The organism is Haloterrigena turkmenica DSM 5511 (genome assembly GCF_000025325.1).
In the GTDB taxonomy this organism is placed as follows: domain Archaea; phylum Halobacteriota; class Halobacteria; order Halobacteriales; family Natrialbaceae; genus Haloterrigena; species Haloterrigena turkmenica.
Genome location: NC_013743.1, coordinates 1,395,764 through 1,409,641, shown reverse-complemented (window position 1 = coordinate 1,409,641; position 13,878 = coordinate 1,395,764). Strand labels below are relative to the sequence as shown.

Here is a 13,878-nt window from a genome sequence, read left to right as displayed (position 1 = left end):
GATCGCATCGATTCACGACGAGAACGCCCACTCTCGAGTTGAGACTGGGTCGGACCGAGCGCGTTAGCCCTCGGTGCTCAGATACTCGTCGGTCGACACCTGAAATACGATCGTCACGGTTCGACCGTCCTGGGAGATGTCGTCCAGCTCGAGGTCCGCCGACTGATACCGCGATTCGATTTCGTCGAGGTCGATCCCGGCTTCGCTCTTGTACAGATCGCGTTGCTCGATGGTCGTCTCTGCGCTCTCGATGGTTGCCGTCTCGCGTCTCGCGACGACCGCGTCGTCGGACGCGCTTTCGGTGACCGACTCGGTCTGTACGTGGACGAACTCCATGTCACCGTCGGCGTTCCCCCCGGAGAGCTGCGCGAAGAAATCGCTCTCGTCGGCGAGTCGAGCCGCGTCTCCGGCGTTGGTATCGATCAGGAGCTCGATCTCCTCGTGGGCGTCGAACGACTGGTAGGGGCTCGGCTCCGATCTGATGAGATAGTCTCCGTCGGTCGCGACGGTAACGGACGACTCCTCGTCATCGTAGAGGTCGAACCCTTCGTAGCCCTCCGCCTCGGAGACCGACATTTCGTCGATGATCGCTCCGGGATCGAACGAACCGGCGAGAATCTCGGCGTCACCCGCGCTGACGACGGCGTCGATCTCCTCGGCTTCGAGGCTCTCGTGGTAGCGCTCCGTCAGGTCCGAACGGAACTCCTCCGCGTACGACGGCTTCGCCTCGAGGAGCGCGCTGATGTCCATCTCCATGGCAACGATCGAGTCCCGAGACAATTCGTCGGGGTCGTAGGCCCAATCGGTGTACTCGAGCGCGCCGGCCTCGTCGACGGTCTCACCGCCGTTTTCACCGTCGTCGTCATCGTCATCGTTCCCGTTCTCCCCGTCCGCACTGGTCTCGTCGCTACAGCCGGCGAGCGCAGCCAGCAACCCGACGCTCGTCCCCCCGGCCGCCGTTCGAAGTACGTCTCGTCTCGATTGCATTCTCTTCGTGAAAGTCAGTATAACCATAAAATTGTTCTGGCAATGAGTTACCGTCAGTACCGAACGCCCGTATCGCCGCCCTCACGGCTGGATCGACGGTTCGGCCGTTCGGGAGAATGATACGCGATCGGATACCGATGCCGACTTTTCGAGAATCAGGTATATCGATCGCTCCCTCTCTACCGGTCTGACGTCCCGCAGGTGAGTCCGTGCGGCGACTCAGGCCGTCAACGTCCGGACGCTCTCGAGCCCGTTTTCCGCCTCGGCTTTCGTCTGCTCGAGCGGGTCGACGACCTCGGCGGGCAGGTCCATCCGGTCGGCCAGCGTCAGCAACGTCTCGAGTTTCGTGATCTCGAGGCCCACCTTTTCCTCTCGGATCAGCCTTCGGCTGACCGCTCGAGCAAAAATCTGGACCAAAAAGCCGCTCACTCGCTTCGCTCGCTCACGGGCGCTACACGCCCGTTCGCGTTCTCGCAGTACTTACACTAGCTCTGCATCCGTAATCCGCAACCGTCCGCGCGTCCCCTCCCACTCTCGCTCGTACTCGAGATCGATCCGCCGATCCATGTGAGGCCCGTCGACGACCAACGTCTCGAACTCGCCGCCCTCCCCGAGGATGTGGACGCCGTACTCCTCGTTGAGCGCCTCGAGTTCCTCGAGCGCGTCCTCGTCGAGCGTCCGGCCGAGCCACGACTCGTCGAGACCGCCGGCGGCGACCTGGATGATCTTGATTTCGAAGCCGGCCTCGAGCATCGCGTCGGCGAGCTCTCGGGGGTCTTCCTGCCAGAGCGGGGCGAACAGCTCACAGCCCAGTCGGTCGCACATCCCCTGAATGCGGCTCGTCTGGTACTCGCTCTCGACGGCGCCCGCGGTGACGCCGGCGATGCCGCCCTCGAGGTCCGCGTCGAGGGCGGCCAGGGCGGCCTCGAGGGGCTCGAGTTCGTCGTCGCCCTGTACGCCGGAGTCCGCGGCGGCAGCGGCCTCGAAGTCGTCGGGTTCGACGTCGATCAGCGGAACCCCGATGCTCTCGGCGGCCAGCACCGCCAGCTCCGTCGCGGGCACGTGGTACATATACGAGTCGCCCGTCGGGTGGACCGTCACGAGGTGAGAGACGTCGCGTCCCGACTCGAGGGCCCGGTACAGCGCCCACGAGGAGTCCTTGCCGCCCGAGAAGAGGCTCACCCACGTCCCGTCTGCGTCGCTCATGGGTGACCGTTGCTCCAGAGGAGTATATGGGTGACGAGTCCGACTGCCGACGGCTCACTCGCTCGAATCGGCGTCGGTACTCGAGGACGAATCGGCGTCGGCAGCGTCGTCAGTCGCGTCCGTTCGGGACGTCGGCGGCCCGCCGTCGGTGAGTTCGGACGTCGACTCGGCGCCCGTGGACGGCTCCGACGCCCTCTCGCCCGCCGCCGGCGTCTCGGGGCCGCCGTCGGCGAGTTCTCCCTCCTCTCGACTGGTGCTGAAGTACGACGCGACGTGGGCGCCGACGAGACTGACCACGATCCCGGTCACGACGAACAGCGCGAGCCGTTCGCCGGCCGACACCACGAACTGCTCGTTCGAAATAACGCCGAACTCGTAGGCCGGCACCACGAACGGGTCGATCACGCGCTGTTGCTCGAGGAAATACGCCGAGAAGCCCCGGACGACCAGCCCGACGGCGATAACGATAAAGGGGAGATTGAGATACGAACTGCGGATCGGTCCGTCTCCGATGGCCTCGTCGAGCAGGCGGCCGGCGCTGGCCGTCAGCGCGGCCATCGCGAGCCAGGGGACGCTGTCGAAAGCGAACTGCATCGTCGGCACCACGACGCCGGGGGTGTCCTCGAGCGCCGAAACACCCAGGGCGCCGGCGAAGAGGCCGACGAGGGTCAGCCCCGCGGCGACGACGTAGGTGACGACCGAGACCTGTCCGGAGTACAGCGATTCGCGCACCTGATGGATGAGACCGGTCACCAGCTCGTCGATATTGAACCCCTTATAGAGCAGGAAGACGCCGATGACGGTCGTGATCGCGGCGGCGCCCTCCGCAGGCCCGACGAAACTCGCGAGCATCGGGAAGACCAGCAGCGTCAGCCCGATCGGGACGAGAACGGTCTGGCGCAGTTCCTCGTCGGCGAGGAACTGCTTGAGCAGGTAGTAGGTCGACTCGATGTCCCGGGCCTGTCGGACGACGACGCGGTCGACCGAATCGACCCGGACGCGGCTCTCGACGATAGGGACCAGTCGCTCGTCCTCCGCGCTGTCGATGACGACGACCGCGGAGTCGGGATCGTACTCGGCGACGAGTTCGTCCAGTTGCGTCGCGACGGCTCTGTCCGCCGAGACCATCGACTCTCGGTCGCCCGAGACGACCGCGACGACGACCTCCTCGTTCTCGTCGCGGAGGTTCTGGGCGACGCGCAACGTCTCGAGCAGGGAGTTGACCCCCGAATCCTCCGGATCCGCCAGTCCGACGTCGGTCACGAGCGCACGAACCGCCTCCCAGCCGACGACTGGAGAGTGCAGCCCGGTCTTGCGACCGACGTCGTCGGTCCGGTCGAGACAGACGACCAGCGTTGTCACGGTAGGCGATGCATTCCGTGTGACGATAAAACCACTTACTCGTTCGACGCGATCGGGATGCCGAGCGATCGGCGAGAACGGCCCGCGAGCGTTCGATCAGGTCCGCAGGCGGAACTCCCGGTCCCCGGCGAGCCCCGAGATGCCGGCTCCGAAGGCGTAGGCTACTCGCTGTGCGCCGGCGCCGACGCGGGCCATCAGCGGCCGCTCGGGCTCGAACTCCTCGACGCTGATCTCGTCGCGCTCGAGGCGGTCGGCCAGTTCGTCCTCGATCTCCCGGCGGGTGCCGAGGCGATCGACGAGCTCCAGTTCGCGGGCCTGCTCGCCGAGGTAGATCCGCGCCTCGGTGTCGCGGACGAACTCCGAATCGAGGTCGCGGCCGTCGCTGACCCGCTCGACGAACGTGTCGTAGTAGTCGTCGATCAGCCCCTGCAGGTACGCGCGCTCGTCCTCGTCCATCTCCTTCAGCGGGGTGCCGGCGTCCTTGTAGTCGCCGGCGGCGAAGCGCTCGTAGGAGAGACCGACCTTCTCGGCGAGATCGCTGGCGTTGACCCGGGAGCCGATGACGCCGATCGAACCGACGATCGAGCCCTCGCGGGCCCAGAGTTCGTCGCAGCCGCTGGCGATCCAGTAGCCGCCGCTGGCGCAGACGTCGGTCGCGTAGGCGATCGTCGGCCCGTCGAACCGTTCGGCCGCCAGCCGGATGTCGTCGCTGGGGACGACCTCGCCGCCGGGCGTATTGAGTTTCACCAGGAGCGCGTCGACGCTGTCGTCCTCGTCGGCCCGGTCGATCTGGTCGACGATGTCGTCGGCCGGCGTTCCCCGCGGACTCGAGGGCAGCGATCCCCCGCCACCGTCGCGCGTGATGGGGCCCTCGACGGCGACCTCGGCGACGTCGTAGTCGGGGTACAGCGACGCGGCGATATTGCTCGAGAAGCGAACGCCGAGCGCCGCGACCGCGAGCGCGACGAGCACGCCGAGTAGCTCTGCTAACGAGTCTGGATAGACGACGAACAGGGCGAACCCGGCCGCGGCGAAGGCGACGACGCCGGCGACGACGATCAGCAGTCGCTCGATCCGTTCGCTATCGACCATAGCAGACACCTCGTCTCATACGACCATCTCCGTACGGTACCCGGTAAGCGTTGGCGATTCCGGCGACCTATCGCCTCACGGTCCCGTGAGTTGCGAGCGACGTACCGATTCAGTCGTCGAGTCCCTGGGACGTCTGCGACGGCGACGCCCCGTGCGAACGCGTCGATTGTGGCGGTACGTCCGTCGGATCGCGGTCGTCGGCCTCGCTCGAGTCGTCGGCCGAATCCGACGATGATCGACTCTCGCGGTACGCTTCGACCAGGTTGATGCCGTCGCGGACGAACGGCATCGGATCGTCGGCCACCGCGTAGTCGAACCGCGGCTGACTGACGAGCGACGTCGCGACGTCGCGCACCGCGCCCGCGAGCGACGGGCGTTCGACCATCGGGTACTCCTTGGTCGCCACGCTGTGGAGGTAGCTGAGCTCCCCACGGAGCAGGTGGCCGCCGATCCCGACCTCGTAGGTGTCGTCGGACGCGATCGGGTCGCCGATCGCCTGCTGCCAGTAGTAGCGGGGAAAGTCCGCGCCCGCGCGGACGGAAAACGGCAGCGACGACCAGAAGCGAGGGTTGATCTCCATGAGCTTGTACTCCTCGTCGTCGGGATCGCGGAGGAACTCGACCATCGCGAGGCCGTGCCACTCGAGTTCGTCCAGCAGCGCCCGGCCGGCCGCCTCGAGGTCCGGATCGTACACCGACTCGCGGTAGGCGCTGGGGCCGCCGCAGTACTCCCAGCCGCGGCGCTGGCAGTGCTGGAAGGTGGCCACCGGATCGCCGCGGTCGTAGAGGGCGAAGAAGCCGAACTCGCGGGAGTCGGGGATCCGTTCCTGGACCAGCGGGACGTGGCCGCGGCGCTCGACGACGGTCTGGAGGTCCGGCGGCGTGCCCGGCTGCTGGTACTCCGTCGAGCCGATCTCGATCTCGTCGGCGCCCGGATCGAGATAGGCGGGTGCGGCGACCGTGTATCGGGGCTTCACGATCGTTTCCTGGTCCCAGTCGGTCCACTGGTCTAACAGCGCGGTCTCCGGGACCGCCACGTCGGCCGCGTCGGCGGCGGCGAAGAGTTCGACGCGATCCTGAACCCGTCGGAGCGTTTCGAAGTCGGGCCAGTTCGTGTCGACCACGTCGGCGAACGCCGCCTTGCGATCGGCGAGGGCGTAGACGTCCTCCTCGCGGACCGGGATAATCGTCCGAACGTCCGATCGCTTGGCGACCTCGAGCAACGCGTCGCCGTAGGCGGACAGATCGTCGGTCGGATCCGGCAGTTCGACGAACTCGTCACAGTACGTCGATCGGGCCGCCGGGGTCGTCGACGACTCGGAGCCGACGATCGTACGGATGCCGCGCGGTCGCAGCGAACGGAGACAGGCGACGGTACTCGGCGCATCGATACCGGGTATCAGGACGCCCGCATCGTCGTCGTGTCGATCCATGCTCGAAGAATTGTGATCAGCTGTCATCGGTATAGGCTCACTAACTCGAATCGGTGTCTGCTATCGGTCGGTCGATTCCACGGGCGCACTAGTAGGGACCGAATACCCGCCGTTCGTGGTCGGTCTCGACGAATCGATCCGGACGCGACTGCGGGGGCGCCACCGAATCGCGGGCGGACGCAGCGACGGTCTCGACGACGGCCCCGAGACCCGTATAGCTTCGCGCGGAACGATCACCGTCCGCGGCGACCGTCCTCCGAACGCCATCGACGACCGCCGCTCCCGGATCGTCTCGACTCCTGTACTCCGTTCCGCGGCGATCGAGTCCGCCGCCGAACCCAGTGGTGGTGTCGCGACCGGTCGGTCGCTCGGCTACTCGATTCGTTTCCGTATCCATTACGCGCTCGTCTACACTCGACCCCGGCCGGCACTAAAATAGCTCACCCTGCTTACACGCCCTGAGAATGTCCTTGCGACCGAAGTGAACGAGCTGAACGCGGTCGATCTCGAGCACGAGAGGTCCTGAGGCAGCGGCTCGGTCTCCGATCGACGACTCACGGCACCGGTCTCGAGCGCGCGCTGGTCGGACTCTCGTCTCGAGACGTCGGCGTCGAAACCGCAGCAAAGAGAGAAAACCGAACCGCCGGTAGACGAGACCGACCTAGAGCAGACCGGTCTTCTGGAGCTTCATCAGGTCCTCGGTGTCGAGCGTCTCGCCCTCCTTGAACTTCTGATAGATCTCCTCGGCCTCTTCCTTGGCCTCTTCTTTCTTCTTGTCGCGCTCGGACTTGCGCTCCTTCTCCTCTTTCTTGTCCAGTTCGCGCAGGCGCTTCTGGACGCGGACGAAGTCCTCGTGGTGCTGGTCGGCGGCCTCCTGGGCCTCGACGAACTTCTCGTGCATCTCGTCGGCCTCGTCGCGGATGTCGTCGGCCTCCCGATAGGCCTCGATCATCTGGTTGTGGTGCTCCTGGGCCTTGTCAGCGAGCTCCGTCACCTTCTGGTGGTGCTGGGAGGCTTCCGATCGCACTTCCTCGGCTTCCTCGACGAGCTCCTCGAGATCCTCGTTCTGCTCGAGTTTCCCCTTTCGATCCTCGTACTCCTCGCGCTTGGACTCGATCTTCTCGATGAGCTCCTTCTCCTCCTCGCTCGAGAGGACCTCGGTCTGCTGCTTGAACTCGAGTTCCTCGATCTCCTCCTCGAGCTCTTCTAAGTCCTTGCCCTCGTCGAGCTCCATGTCGGACTTGAGCTTCTCGACCTTGTCGAACAGCTCGTTGGCCTCGGCGTTGAGCTCGTTGCGGCTCTCCTTGTGTTCTTGGACCTGCTCGTTGAGCTCGTCGCGTTTCTCGCGGTGCTCCTGTGCCTCGTCGACCTTCTCGCGTGTCTTCGCGTTGAGGTCGTCGCGCTTGGAGGCTCGCTCGGAGGCCATCTGGTTCAGCTCGTTTCGCCGGTCCCGCAGTTGACCAGCCATCTTGATGAGCTGCCCTTTCGATTTGTTTTCGAGGTCGTCTTCCGTCAGTTCGATGTTCTTTGATTCGTCTACCATGTGTTATTCAAACCTCTGTGCCATACCCGCACCGGGGATGTTCGCTCGTTTCACAGACGGGGACGCCCGTCGGTCGGACGGGTGCCGTCGAACGAAAACGAGCGGCTGTACACAGCATCTGCTCACGATCTGCGAAACCTCGGTGAATAAGATTTCCTGTCATCGATCGTCGAGCGATACGCGCCCCGGTGGCGTTCTGGTAGCCGTACCTATTGGCGCCTTCAATTTAAACCTACCGGTCCACAACCCCCTGAAAACCGTTGCCAGGGGCGCCCTCGTACTGTGATGGACTGTGTCATGGGTTCCGAGAATACTTATAAATGACACCGCCCGTCGTGCGTCGTCTCGCTGGCGGGTCGTCCCGTCGATCGGCGACGGGCCCGGACGAGTGGCGCCCGCGACCGGTCTCGAATCCGAAGAGAGCGCCCGTCCGAACGGTCGTCGGCTCCGAGAGCTAAAAGAGGTCCTCGAGCCGGTCGTCGGCGAACTGTTCGGCCGGATCGGTCTTCTCCTCCTCGCGCTCCTGGGCCTTGTTGGCCTCGCGTGCGCGCTCCACGAACTCACCAATGCGATCGGAGCGTTCCGCACCGCCCAACAGGACGAGCGCGCCCAGTCGCTCGCTCTCGAGCGGGAAGTCCCCGCCCCGGACCTGCATGCTGCCGGTCTCGTCCTCGAGCCAGCGGCGGGCGCGTTCGACGCCCTTGCGCGGGATGCGATCGGGTTCGCCGGCGATGACCAGCAGGGCCGAGTCGGCCGTCGTCGCGTCCGGGAGGCTGGTGCCCGTCAGCAGCGCCTGTCGCGAGACGCTCATGGCCGTGTTGACGTTCTCGGCGCTGTCCTCGCTGGCGACCTCGGTGGCGTACCCCAGGGCGGCGATCCCGCCCGCTCGAAGCGTGTTGATGACCTCGCTCGAGTCGACCACGCTCTCACCCACACCTTCGACGGCCTCGCCGGAGGCGAAGAGCAGGCCGACTCGCTTGGCGATCCGCTCGTTGATCGTCTCGAAGGCGCTCTCGACGCTCTCGCCCTGTTCGTGCCAGGCGTCGTTGTCGACCAGCAGCGTCGCGTCGGCCTCGCGGACGATCGTCTTCAGCGACCGACCCGCGTTGGCCTGATAGAGCGCGCCCTCGTTGCGTCCCGGGAGGACCCCGAGCGCGTAGACGGGGACGTCGTAGATCTGCTGGAGGTGGTGGACGACGACCGGCGCGCCGCCGCTACCGGTGCCGCCGCCGAGGCCGGCGACGACGAAGATTCCCTCCGCTTTGGAGGTGACGCGGCCGTCGATCGAGTCCAGCACCTGCTGGATGTCCGCCTGCATGATCTCGGTCCCGAGTTCGTTGTCGCCGCCGACGCCGTGGCCGTTGACGCGGTCGGCGCCGATCAACTGCGTGTCGACGTACTCGAGGGACTGGAGGTCCGGTTCGGCGGAGTTGACGGCCAGCGCGCCCTGAACGGCTCCGAACCCCATCTCCGCGTCGAAGCGGGCGAGCCGTTCAGCGACCTTGCCACCGGCCTGACCAACACCGATCAGGGCAACTTTCATATCACGCTCATGTAAGTATGCCCAGTTGAACGTTCCGGTGGACAATTGCAGCGAACGCGGTGGCTCGAGCCGATATCCGTCGGCAGGCTGCCGGCGGGCTCGATAATAATACCTTTCAACGCGATGCCCGTTCTTCCCGGCATGTTCTACGAACAACGGATGAACGCCCCGGAGTCGCCCGCCGACCTCCGCGCCGAGTACGAGGACGACCTCCGGGCGGTCGTCACCCAGCACGGCGTCGACGCCGTCGCCGACCAGACAGATGTCGACCGCGAAACCGCCAACGCGCTCCTCGAGGGGGACTCGCCTGATCTCACGCTCCCCGAAGCGGCCCAGATCCAGGCGCTCGCGGACGGCGAGCCCGAGCCCGACGAGATGGTCGAGATCGCCTGCGACCACCTCCTGTTGGGGATGACCACCGCCGTCCTCGACGTCGACGCCGTCGAGAGCGAGCTCGCGATCGAGATGGACGCGAAGGAGGTCCAGCAGAAGATCGAGCGGCGCGCGCCGATGTCCTTCGAGGAGTTCGTCCACATCCAGTACGTGATCGCCGACGGGGCGCCCTGAGTCGGGACGCAGCGATCGACGACGGTGATCGACGACGATCGCTGCGACGCGCGACCCGCGTGCGCTACACACTCCGTTCGCTACGCCGTGAAGAATCCGATAAACGTCTCCTCGAGCAGTGATATTATGGTCGCTCACCCGCGAGTCGACGTATGAACATTGCAATTCTGGGCTGTGGGCACGTCGGCCTCGAGTTGGGCCGCCAACTGACCGACCGCGGCCACGAGGCGATCGGCGTGCGCCGATCGGACGAGGGGGTTGAGGCGATCGAAGATGCCGGCTTCGAGGCCGTGCAGGCCGACGTCACCGACCGCGAGGGACTCGCGGCCGTTCCGGACGTCGACGCCATCGTCTTCGCGGCCAGCAGCGGCGGCCGCGGGGCGGAGGCGGCCCGCGAGGTCTACGTCGAGGGGCTCCGGACGGCCGTCGAGCAGTTCGGCGAGCGCGAGAACGGGCCCGAGCGACTGGTCTACACCTCCTCGACGGGCGTCCACGGCGACCACGACGGCGACTGGGTCGACGAGGCGACGCCGATCGAGCCCACCACCGAGAAGACCGAGGTGCTCGCCGAGGCCGAACGGATCGCCCGCGAGTCGCCCGCCGAGTACGGCTTCGAGGGCACCGTCGCGCGCTACGCCGGCCTCTACGGCCCCGGCCGCTACCGCCTCGAGCGCTATCTCGAGGGGCCCGTCACCGAGGGCTACCTGAACATGGTCCACCGCGACGACGCCGCGGGGGCCGTCCGCTATCTGCTCGAGGAGGACCTCGCGCGCGGGGAAGTCGTTCAGGTTGTCGACGACGAACCCGCCCACAAGTGGGAGTTCGCGGACTGGCTGGCCGAGCGGTGCGAGGTCGAGCAGCCGCCCAAACAGACGAAGGCGGAGCGACTGGCCGACGACGACGTCTCCGAGGCCGGCAAGCGGCGCATCCTGACGAGCAAGCGCTGTGCCAACGAGAAACTGCGCGATCTGGGCTACGAGTTCGCGTATCCGACCTACCGCGAGGGGTATCGGGACGCGATCGAGGCCTACCGGGACGGCGAGCGAGGGATCTGAGCCGCTCGAGAGCGGTCGCACTGCGCTCTGCGGAACGCGAAGGCGGGCCGACTGCCGGCAGTTCGAGGGAGTCGACCGGAAACCCGCCTCGAGACCGTCCGAGTCGGTCGTTAGAGGGGGAAATTTCTTGTCGATTCGATTTAATGGTGACGTATGATCGTTCGGAACGGCTCGACCAGCGGCACGTTCCGCCGGTCGGGTACGGCGCTGGTCGGGCCGGTCCGCGAGTTCCTCGAGTCCCTCGAGCCGCTGATGCTCTCGCTGTTCGTGGTGGCGACCGTCGCGGTCGCCGTCGGCGGCTGGTGGGTCGTCAGCTGGTTCCGGCGGCCGCCGGGCGTTCGCTTCCAGCGGCTGCTGGGGGAGTACGACCACGTCGCGGTGGTGATGCACCCGAATCCGGACCCCGACGCGATGTCCTGTGCGATGGGCGTCGCCCGGATCGCCGAGACCGTCGACACCGAGGCGACGCTGCAGTACGCCGGCGAGATCCGCCACCAGGAGAACCGAGCGTTTCGGACCGTCCTCGATCTGGACCTCGAGGCCATCGAGGCGAGTTCGGAACTGGCCGCCGACGCCGTCGTCCTCGTCGATCACAACACGCCTCGCGGGTTCGCGGGCTCCCAGACCGTCGAACCGATCGCGGTGATCGACCACCATCCCGGCAACGGCGCGGGGACGGAGTTCACCGACGTCCGGACGGGGTACGGCGCCGCCTCGACCATCATCGTCGAGTATCTCGACGAACTCGGCGCGACGATGAACGGCGGGGACGGCCTCGAGGTCTCGCCGGAGCTGGCGACCGGGCTGCTCTACGGCATCCAGTCGGACACGAAGCACCTGACCAACGGCTGCTCGCGGGCGGAGTTCGACGCCTGCGCGGCGCTGTTCGGCGCGATCGACGAGGACCTGCTCGATCGGGTCGCCAACCCGCAGGTCAGCGACGACGTCCTGCAGGTCAAGGCGACGGCGATCACCGAGAAACGCGTCGAGGGCCCCTTCGCCGTCTGCGACGTCGGCGAAATCTCGAACGTCGACGCGATCCCGCAGGCCGCAGACGAACTGATGCAGTTAGAGGGCGTGACGGCGGTCGTCGTCTACGGCGAACGCGACGGGACGATCCACCTCTCGGGGCGCTCCCGGGACGATCGGGTCCACATGGGCGAGACGCTCCGCCACGCCATCAGCGACATTCCGATGGCGAACGCGGGCGGCCACGCCCGGATGGGCGGCGGCCAGGTCTCGGTCGATCACATGGACGGGATCGGTACCTCCGAGGGCATCTCGAGGGACGAGTTCGAGCAGCGGCTGTTCTCGGCGATGTCCGGCGAACGGTAGTCAATAGTCGGCGAGCGTAGACTCGAGTGAGAAGGGGAACGTCACTACTCGGCCGGGCTGCGACGTGCTCGAGACCGTTGAGACTCGGACGTGAGACTGGTGAAGATACTCGGTGTGCGACTCGAGAGTCGGTTCTTCTCGAGCGGTGTGCGACTCTGGCAACGGGGATTTCCACTTCCTCCCCAGCCGATTCGTTCGCTCGCTATGCTCACTCACTCATCCCTCGCGCGGTAGTGGCGATCGATCCTCACTCGCGTTCGGATACGATCGACAGCGCACGCCGCCGCACAGGTATCTCGTCAGTTCAGCGCACGGCGTGACGACGTATCCGCCGTGTGAAGTACCTCATTCGGCGGGCGCCACATCCGATTCCTCGTTCGCCTCGAGGACGATTTCGCGGGCGTCCTCGAACAGCGCCTCGGCGCGCTCGTCGTCGCGGGCTTCGGCGGTGATGCGGACCACGGGTTCGGTGCCGCTGGGGCGAACGAGCGTCCAGCCGTCGCCGTGATCGATGCGGACCCCGTCGAGGGCGTCGATCTCGTCGTAGCGCTCGCGGACCGTCGACTCGACGGTTTCCATGACCCGCTCCTTGTCGTCGACCTCGATCGAGGTCCGGCGGATGGGGTAGGTCTCGAGGTCGTCGACCAGACTCGCGAGCGAGCCCTCGTCGGCGGCCATCGCCGCGAGTTTGGCGGCCGCCAGCGGGCCGTCGGGGCAGAGCGTCTCGTCGGGCCAGATCCACGCGCCGCTGGGTTCGCCGCCGAAGACGACGTCGGGTTCGGTCGCCCGCTCGGCGACGTAGACGTCGCCGACGGCGGTGCGGGTCACCGAGGCGCCGACGTCCGCGAGCGCGTCGTCGACGGCAAGGCTCGTGTCCACGGGCGCGGCGACCCGGTCGCCGGTGCCGACCGCGTCGCGGGCGAACAGCGCGAGCAGGAGGTCCTTCGGGACGAACCGGCCGCGCTCGTCGACGGCCACCATCCGGTCGCCGTCGCCGTCGTGGGCCACGCCCAGATCGGCGTCGGTCGCACCGACGAGTTCCTGGAGGTCCCCGAGCGTCTCCTCGTTGGGTTCGCTGGGCCGTCCGGGGAACCGGCCGTCCTGCTGGGCGTTCAGGGTGCGGACTGACGCGCCCAACTCGAGGAGGGCGTCGGCGGTCACGCTCCCGGCGCCGTTGCCGACGTCGACGACGACCTCCAGCCCCTCGAGGTCGTCGACGCGGTCGGTAATCGCCTCGACGTGGCGCTCGAGCAGTCCGTCGTCCCGGCTTCGGTTCCCGAGGCCGTCCCAGGCCGCGAGGTCGTACCGGTCGGTCTCGACGCGGCTCGCGATGGTCTCGCGGCGTTCGGTGTCGAAGGCCTGGCCGGAGGGCGACCAGAGTTTGATGCCGTTGTCCGTGGCCGGGTTGTGCGAGGCCGTGATCACGACGCCCGCGTCGGCCTCGAGCCAGTCGACGCCGCGGGCGACCGTCGGCGTCGGCACGACGCCGACCTCGACGACGTCTCCGCCGCACTCGCGGACGCCGGCGGAAAGCGCGTCGACCAGAACCGTCCCGCTCTCGCGGACGTCGCGGCCGACGACGACTCGTTCGTACCCCTCGGTGGCGAGCGCTCGGCCGACCGACAGCGCCAGCTCGGCCGTCACCTCGTCGCCCACCGCTCCCCTGATACCGCTCGTTCCGAACATACCCGAGCGTATCACAACCGGCTATATAAAAACAGGAATCCCGTCCGCCCGTGTGAGAGAAGGTGTATCG

General features: G+C 66.8%; 13 protein-coding genes. 3 read left to right on the top strand and 10 right to left on the bottom strand.

What is annotated here, in order from left to right; genetic code table 11:
* Positions 1-63: 63 nt before the first annotated feature.
* The 9 genes from HTUR_RS06655 to HTUR_RS06615 all read right to left on the bottom strand — a co-directional run bounded on the left by HTUR_RS06655 (position 64) and on the right by HTUR_RS06615 (position 9,165).
* Entirely contained in the window at positions 64-987 is a 924-nt protein-coding gene (locus HTUR_RS06655) for a hypothetical protein (protein ID WP_148225325.1), read from the bottom strand.
* A 219-nt stretch (positions 988-1,206) separates the two neighbouring features.
* Positions 1,207-1,350, bottom strand: coding sequence for a hypothetical protein (locus HTUR_RS06650; protein WP_187291491.1), 144 nt, complete (start codon positions 1,348-1,350; stop codon positions 1,207-1,209).
* Between the two features lie 117 nt (positions 1,351-1,467).
* Complete coding sequence (locus HTUR_RS06645) at positions 1,468-2,193, bottom strand: diphthine--ammonia ligase (RefSeq protein ID WP_012942546.1); 726 nt, start codon at positions 2,191-2,193, stop codon at positions 1,468-1,470.
* Positions 2,194-2,247: 54 nt separating this feature from the next.
* A complete protein-coding gene (locus tag HTUR_RS06640; protein ID WP_012942545.1) occupies positions 2,248-3,555 on the bottom strand; it encodes a DUF373 family protein in 1,308 nt (435 codons plus the stop codon).
* A gap of 96 nt (positions 3,556-3,651) precedes the next feature.
* The gene (sppA, locus tag HTUR_RS06635; RefSeq protein WP_012942544.1) at positions 3,652-4,647 is read right to left on the bottom strand and encodes a signal peptide peptidase SppA; all 996 of its coding nucleotides are present in this window, start codon (positions 4,645-4,647) and stop codon (positions 3,652-3,654) included.
* 109 nt (positions 4,648-4,756) lie between these two features.
* On the bottom strand, positions 4,757-6,079 hold the full coding sequence (locus HTUR_RS06630) for a carboxylate--amine ligase (protein ID WP_012942543.1): 1,323 nt from the start codon (positions 6,077-6,079) through the stop codon (positions 4,757-4,759).
* Positions 6,080-6,167: 88 nt separating this feature from the next.
* On the bottom strand, positions 6,168-6,476 hold the full coding sequence (locus tag HTUR_RS06625; RefSeq protein ID WP_049941639.1) for a hypothetical protein: 309 nt from the start codon (positions 6,474-6,476) through the stop codon (positions 6,168-6,170).
* Between the two features lie 264 nt (positions 6,477-6,740).
* Positions 6,741-7,622: a coiled-coil protein gene (locus HTUR_RS06620; RefSeq protein WP_012942542.1), complete on the bottom strand. Its 882-nt coding sequence runs from the start codon at positions 7,620-7,622 to the stop codon at positions 6,741-6,743.
* Between the two features lie 454 nt (positions 7,623-8,076).
* The gene (locus tag HTUR_RS06615; protein ID WP_012942541.1) at positions 8,077-9,165 is read right to left on the bottom strand and encodes a tubulin/FtsZ family protein; all 1,089 of its coding nucleotides are present in this window, start codon (positions 9,163-9,165) and stop codon (positions 8,077-8,079) included.
* Positions 9,166-9,306: 141 nt separating this feature from the next.
* Here HTUR_RS06615 and HTUR_RS06610 point away from each other — a divergent pair, with 141 nt between their 5' ends.
* The 3 genes from HTUR_RS06610 (at position 9,307) to HTUR_RS06600 (ending at position 12,122) form a co-directional block, all read left to right on the top strand.
* The gene (locus tag HTUR_RS06610; protein WP_049941841.1) at positions 9,307-9,732 is read left to right on the top strand and encodes a DUF5791 family protein; all 426 of its coding nucleotides are present in this window, start codon (positions 9,307-9,309) and stop codon (positions 9,730-9,732) included.
* Between the two features lie 152 nt (positions 9,733-9,884).
* Positions 9,885-10,787, top strand: coding sequence for an SDR family oxidoreductase (locus HTUR_RS06605; protein ID WP_012942539.1), 903 nt, complete (start codon positions 9,885-9,887; stop codon positions 10,785-10,787).
* Positions 10,788-10,940: 153 nt separating this feature from the next.
* Entirely contained in the window at positions 10,941-12,122 is a 1,182-nt protein-coding gene (locus HTUR_RS06600) for a DHH family phosphoesterase (protein ID WP_012942538.1), read from the top strand.
* Positions 12,123-12,467: 345 nt separating this feature from the next.
* Here HTUR_RS06600 and glmM read toward each other — a convergent pair whose 3' ends face one another.
* Positions 12,468-13,808, bottom strand: a complete 1,341-nt coding sequence (glmM, locus tag HTUR_RS06595) for a phosphoglucosamine mutase (protein WP_012942537.1) — start codon at positions 13,806-13,808, stop codon at positions 12,468-12,470.
* Between the last annotated feature and the right edge of the window lie 70 nt (positions 13,809-13,878).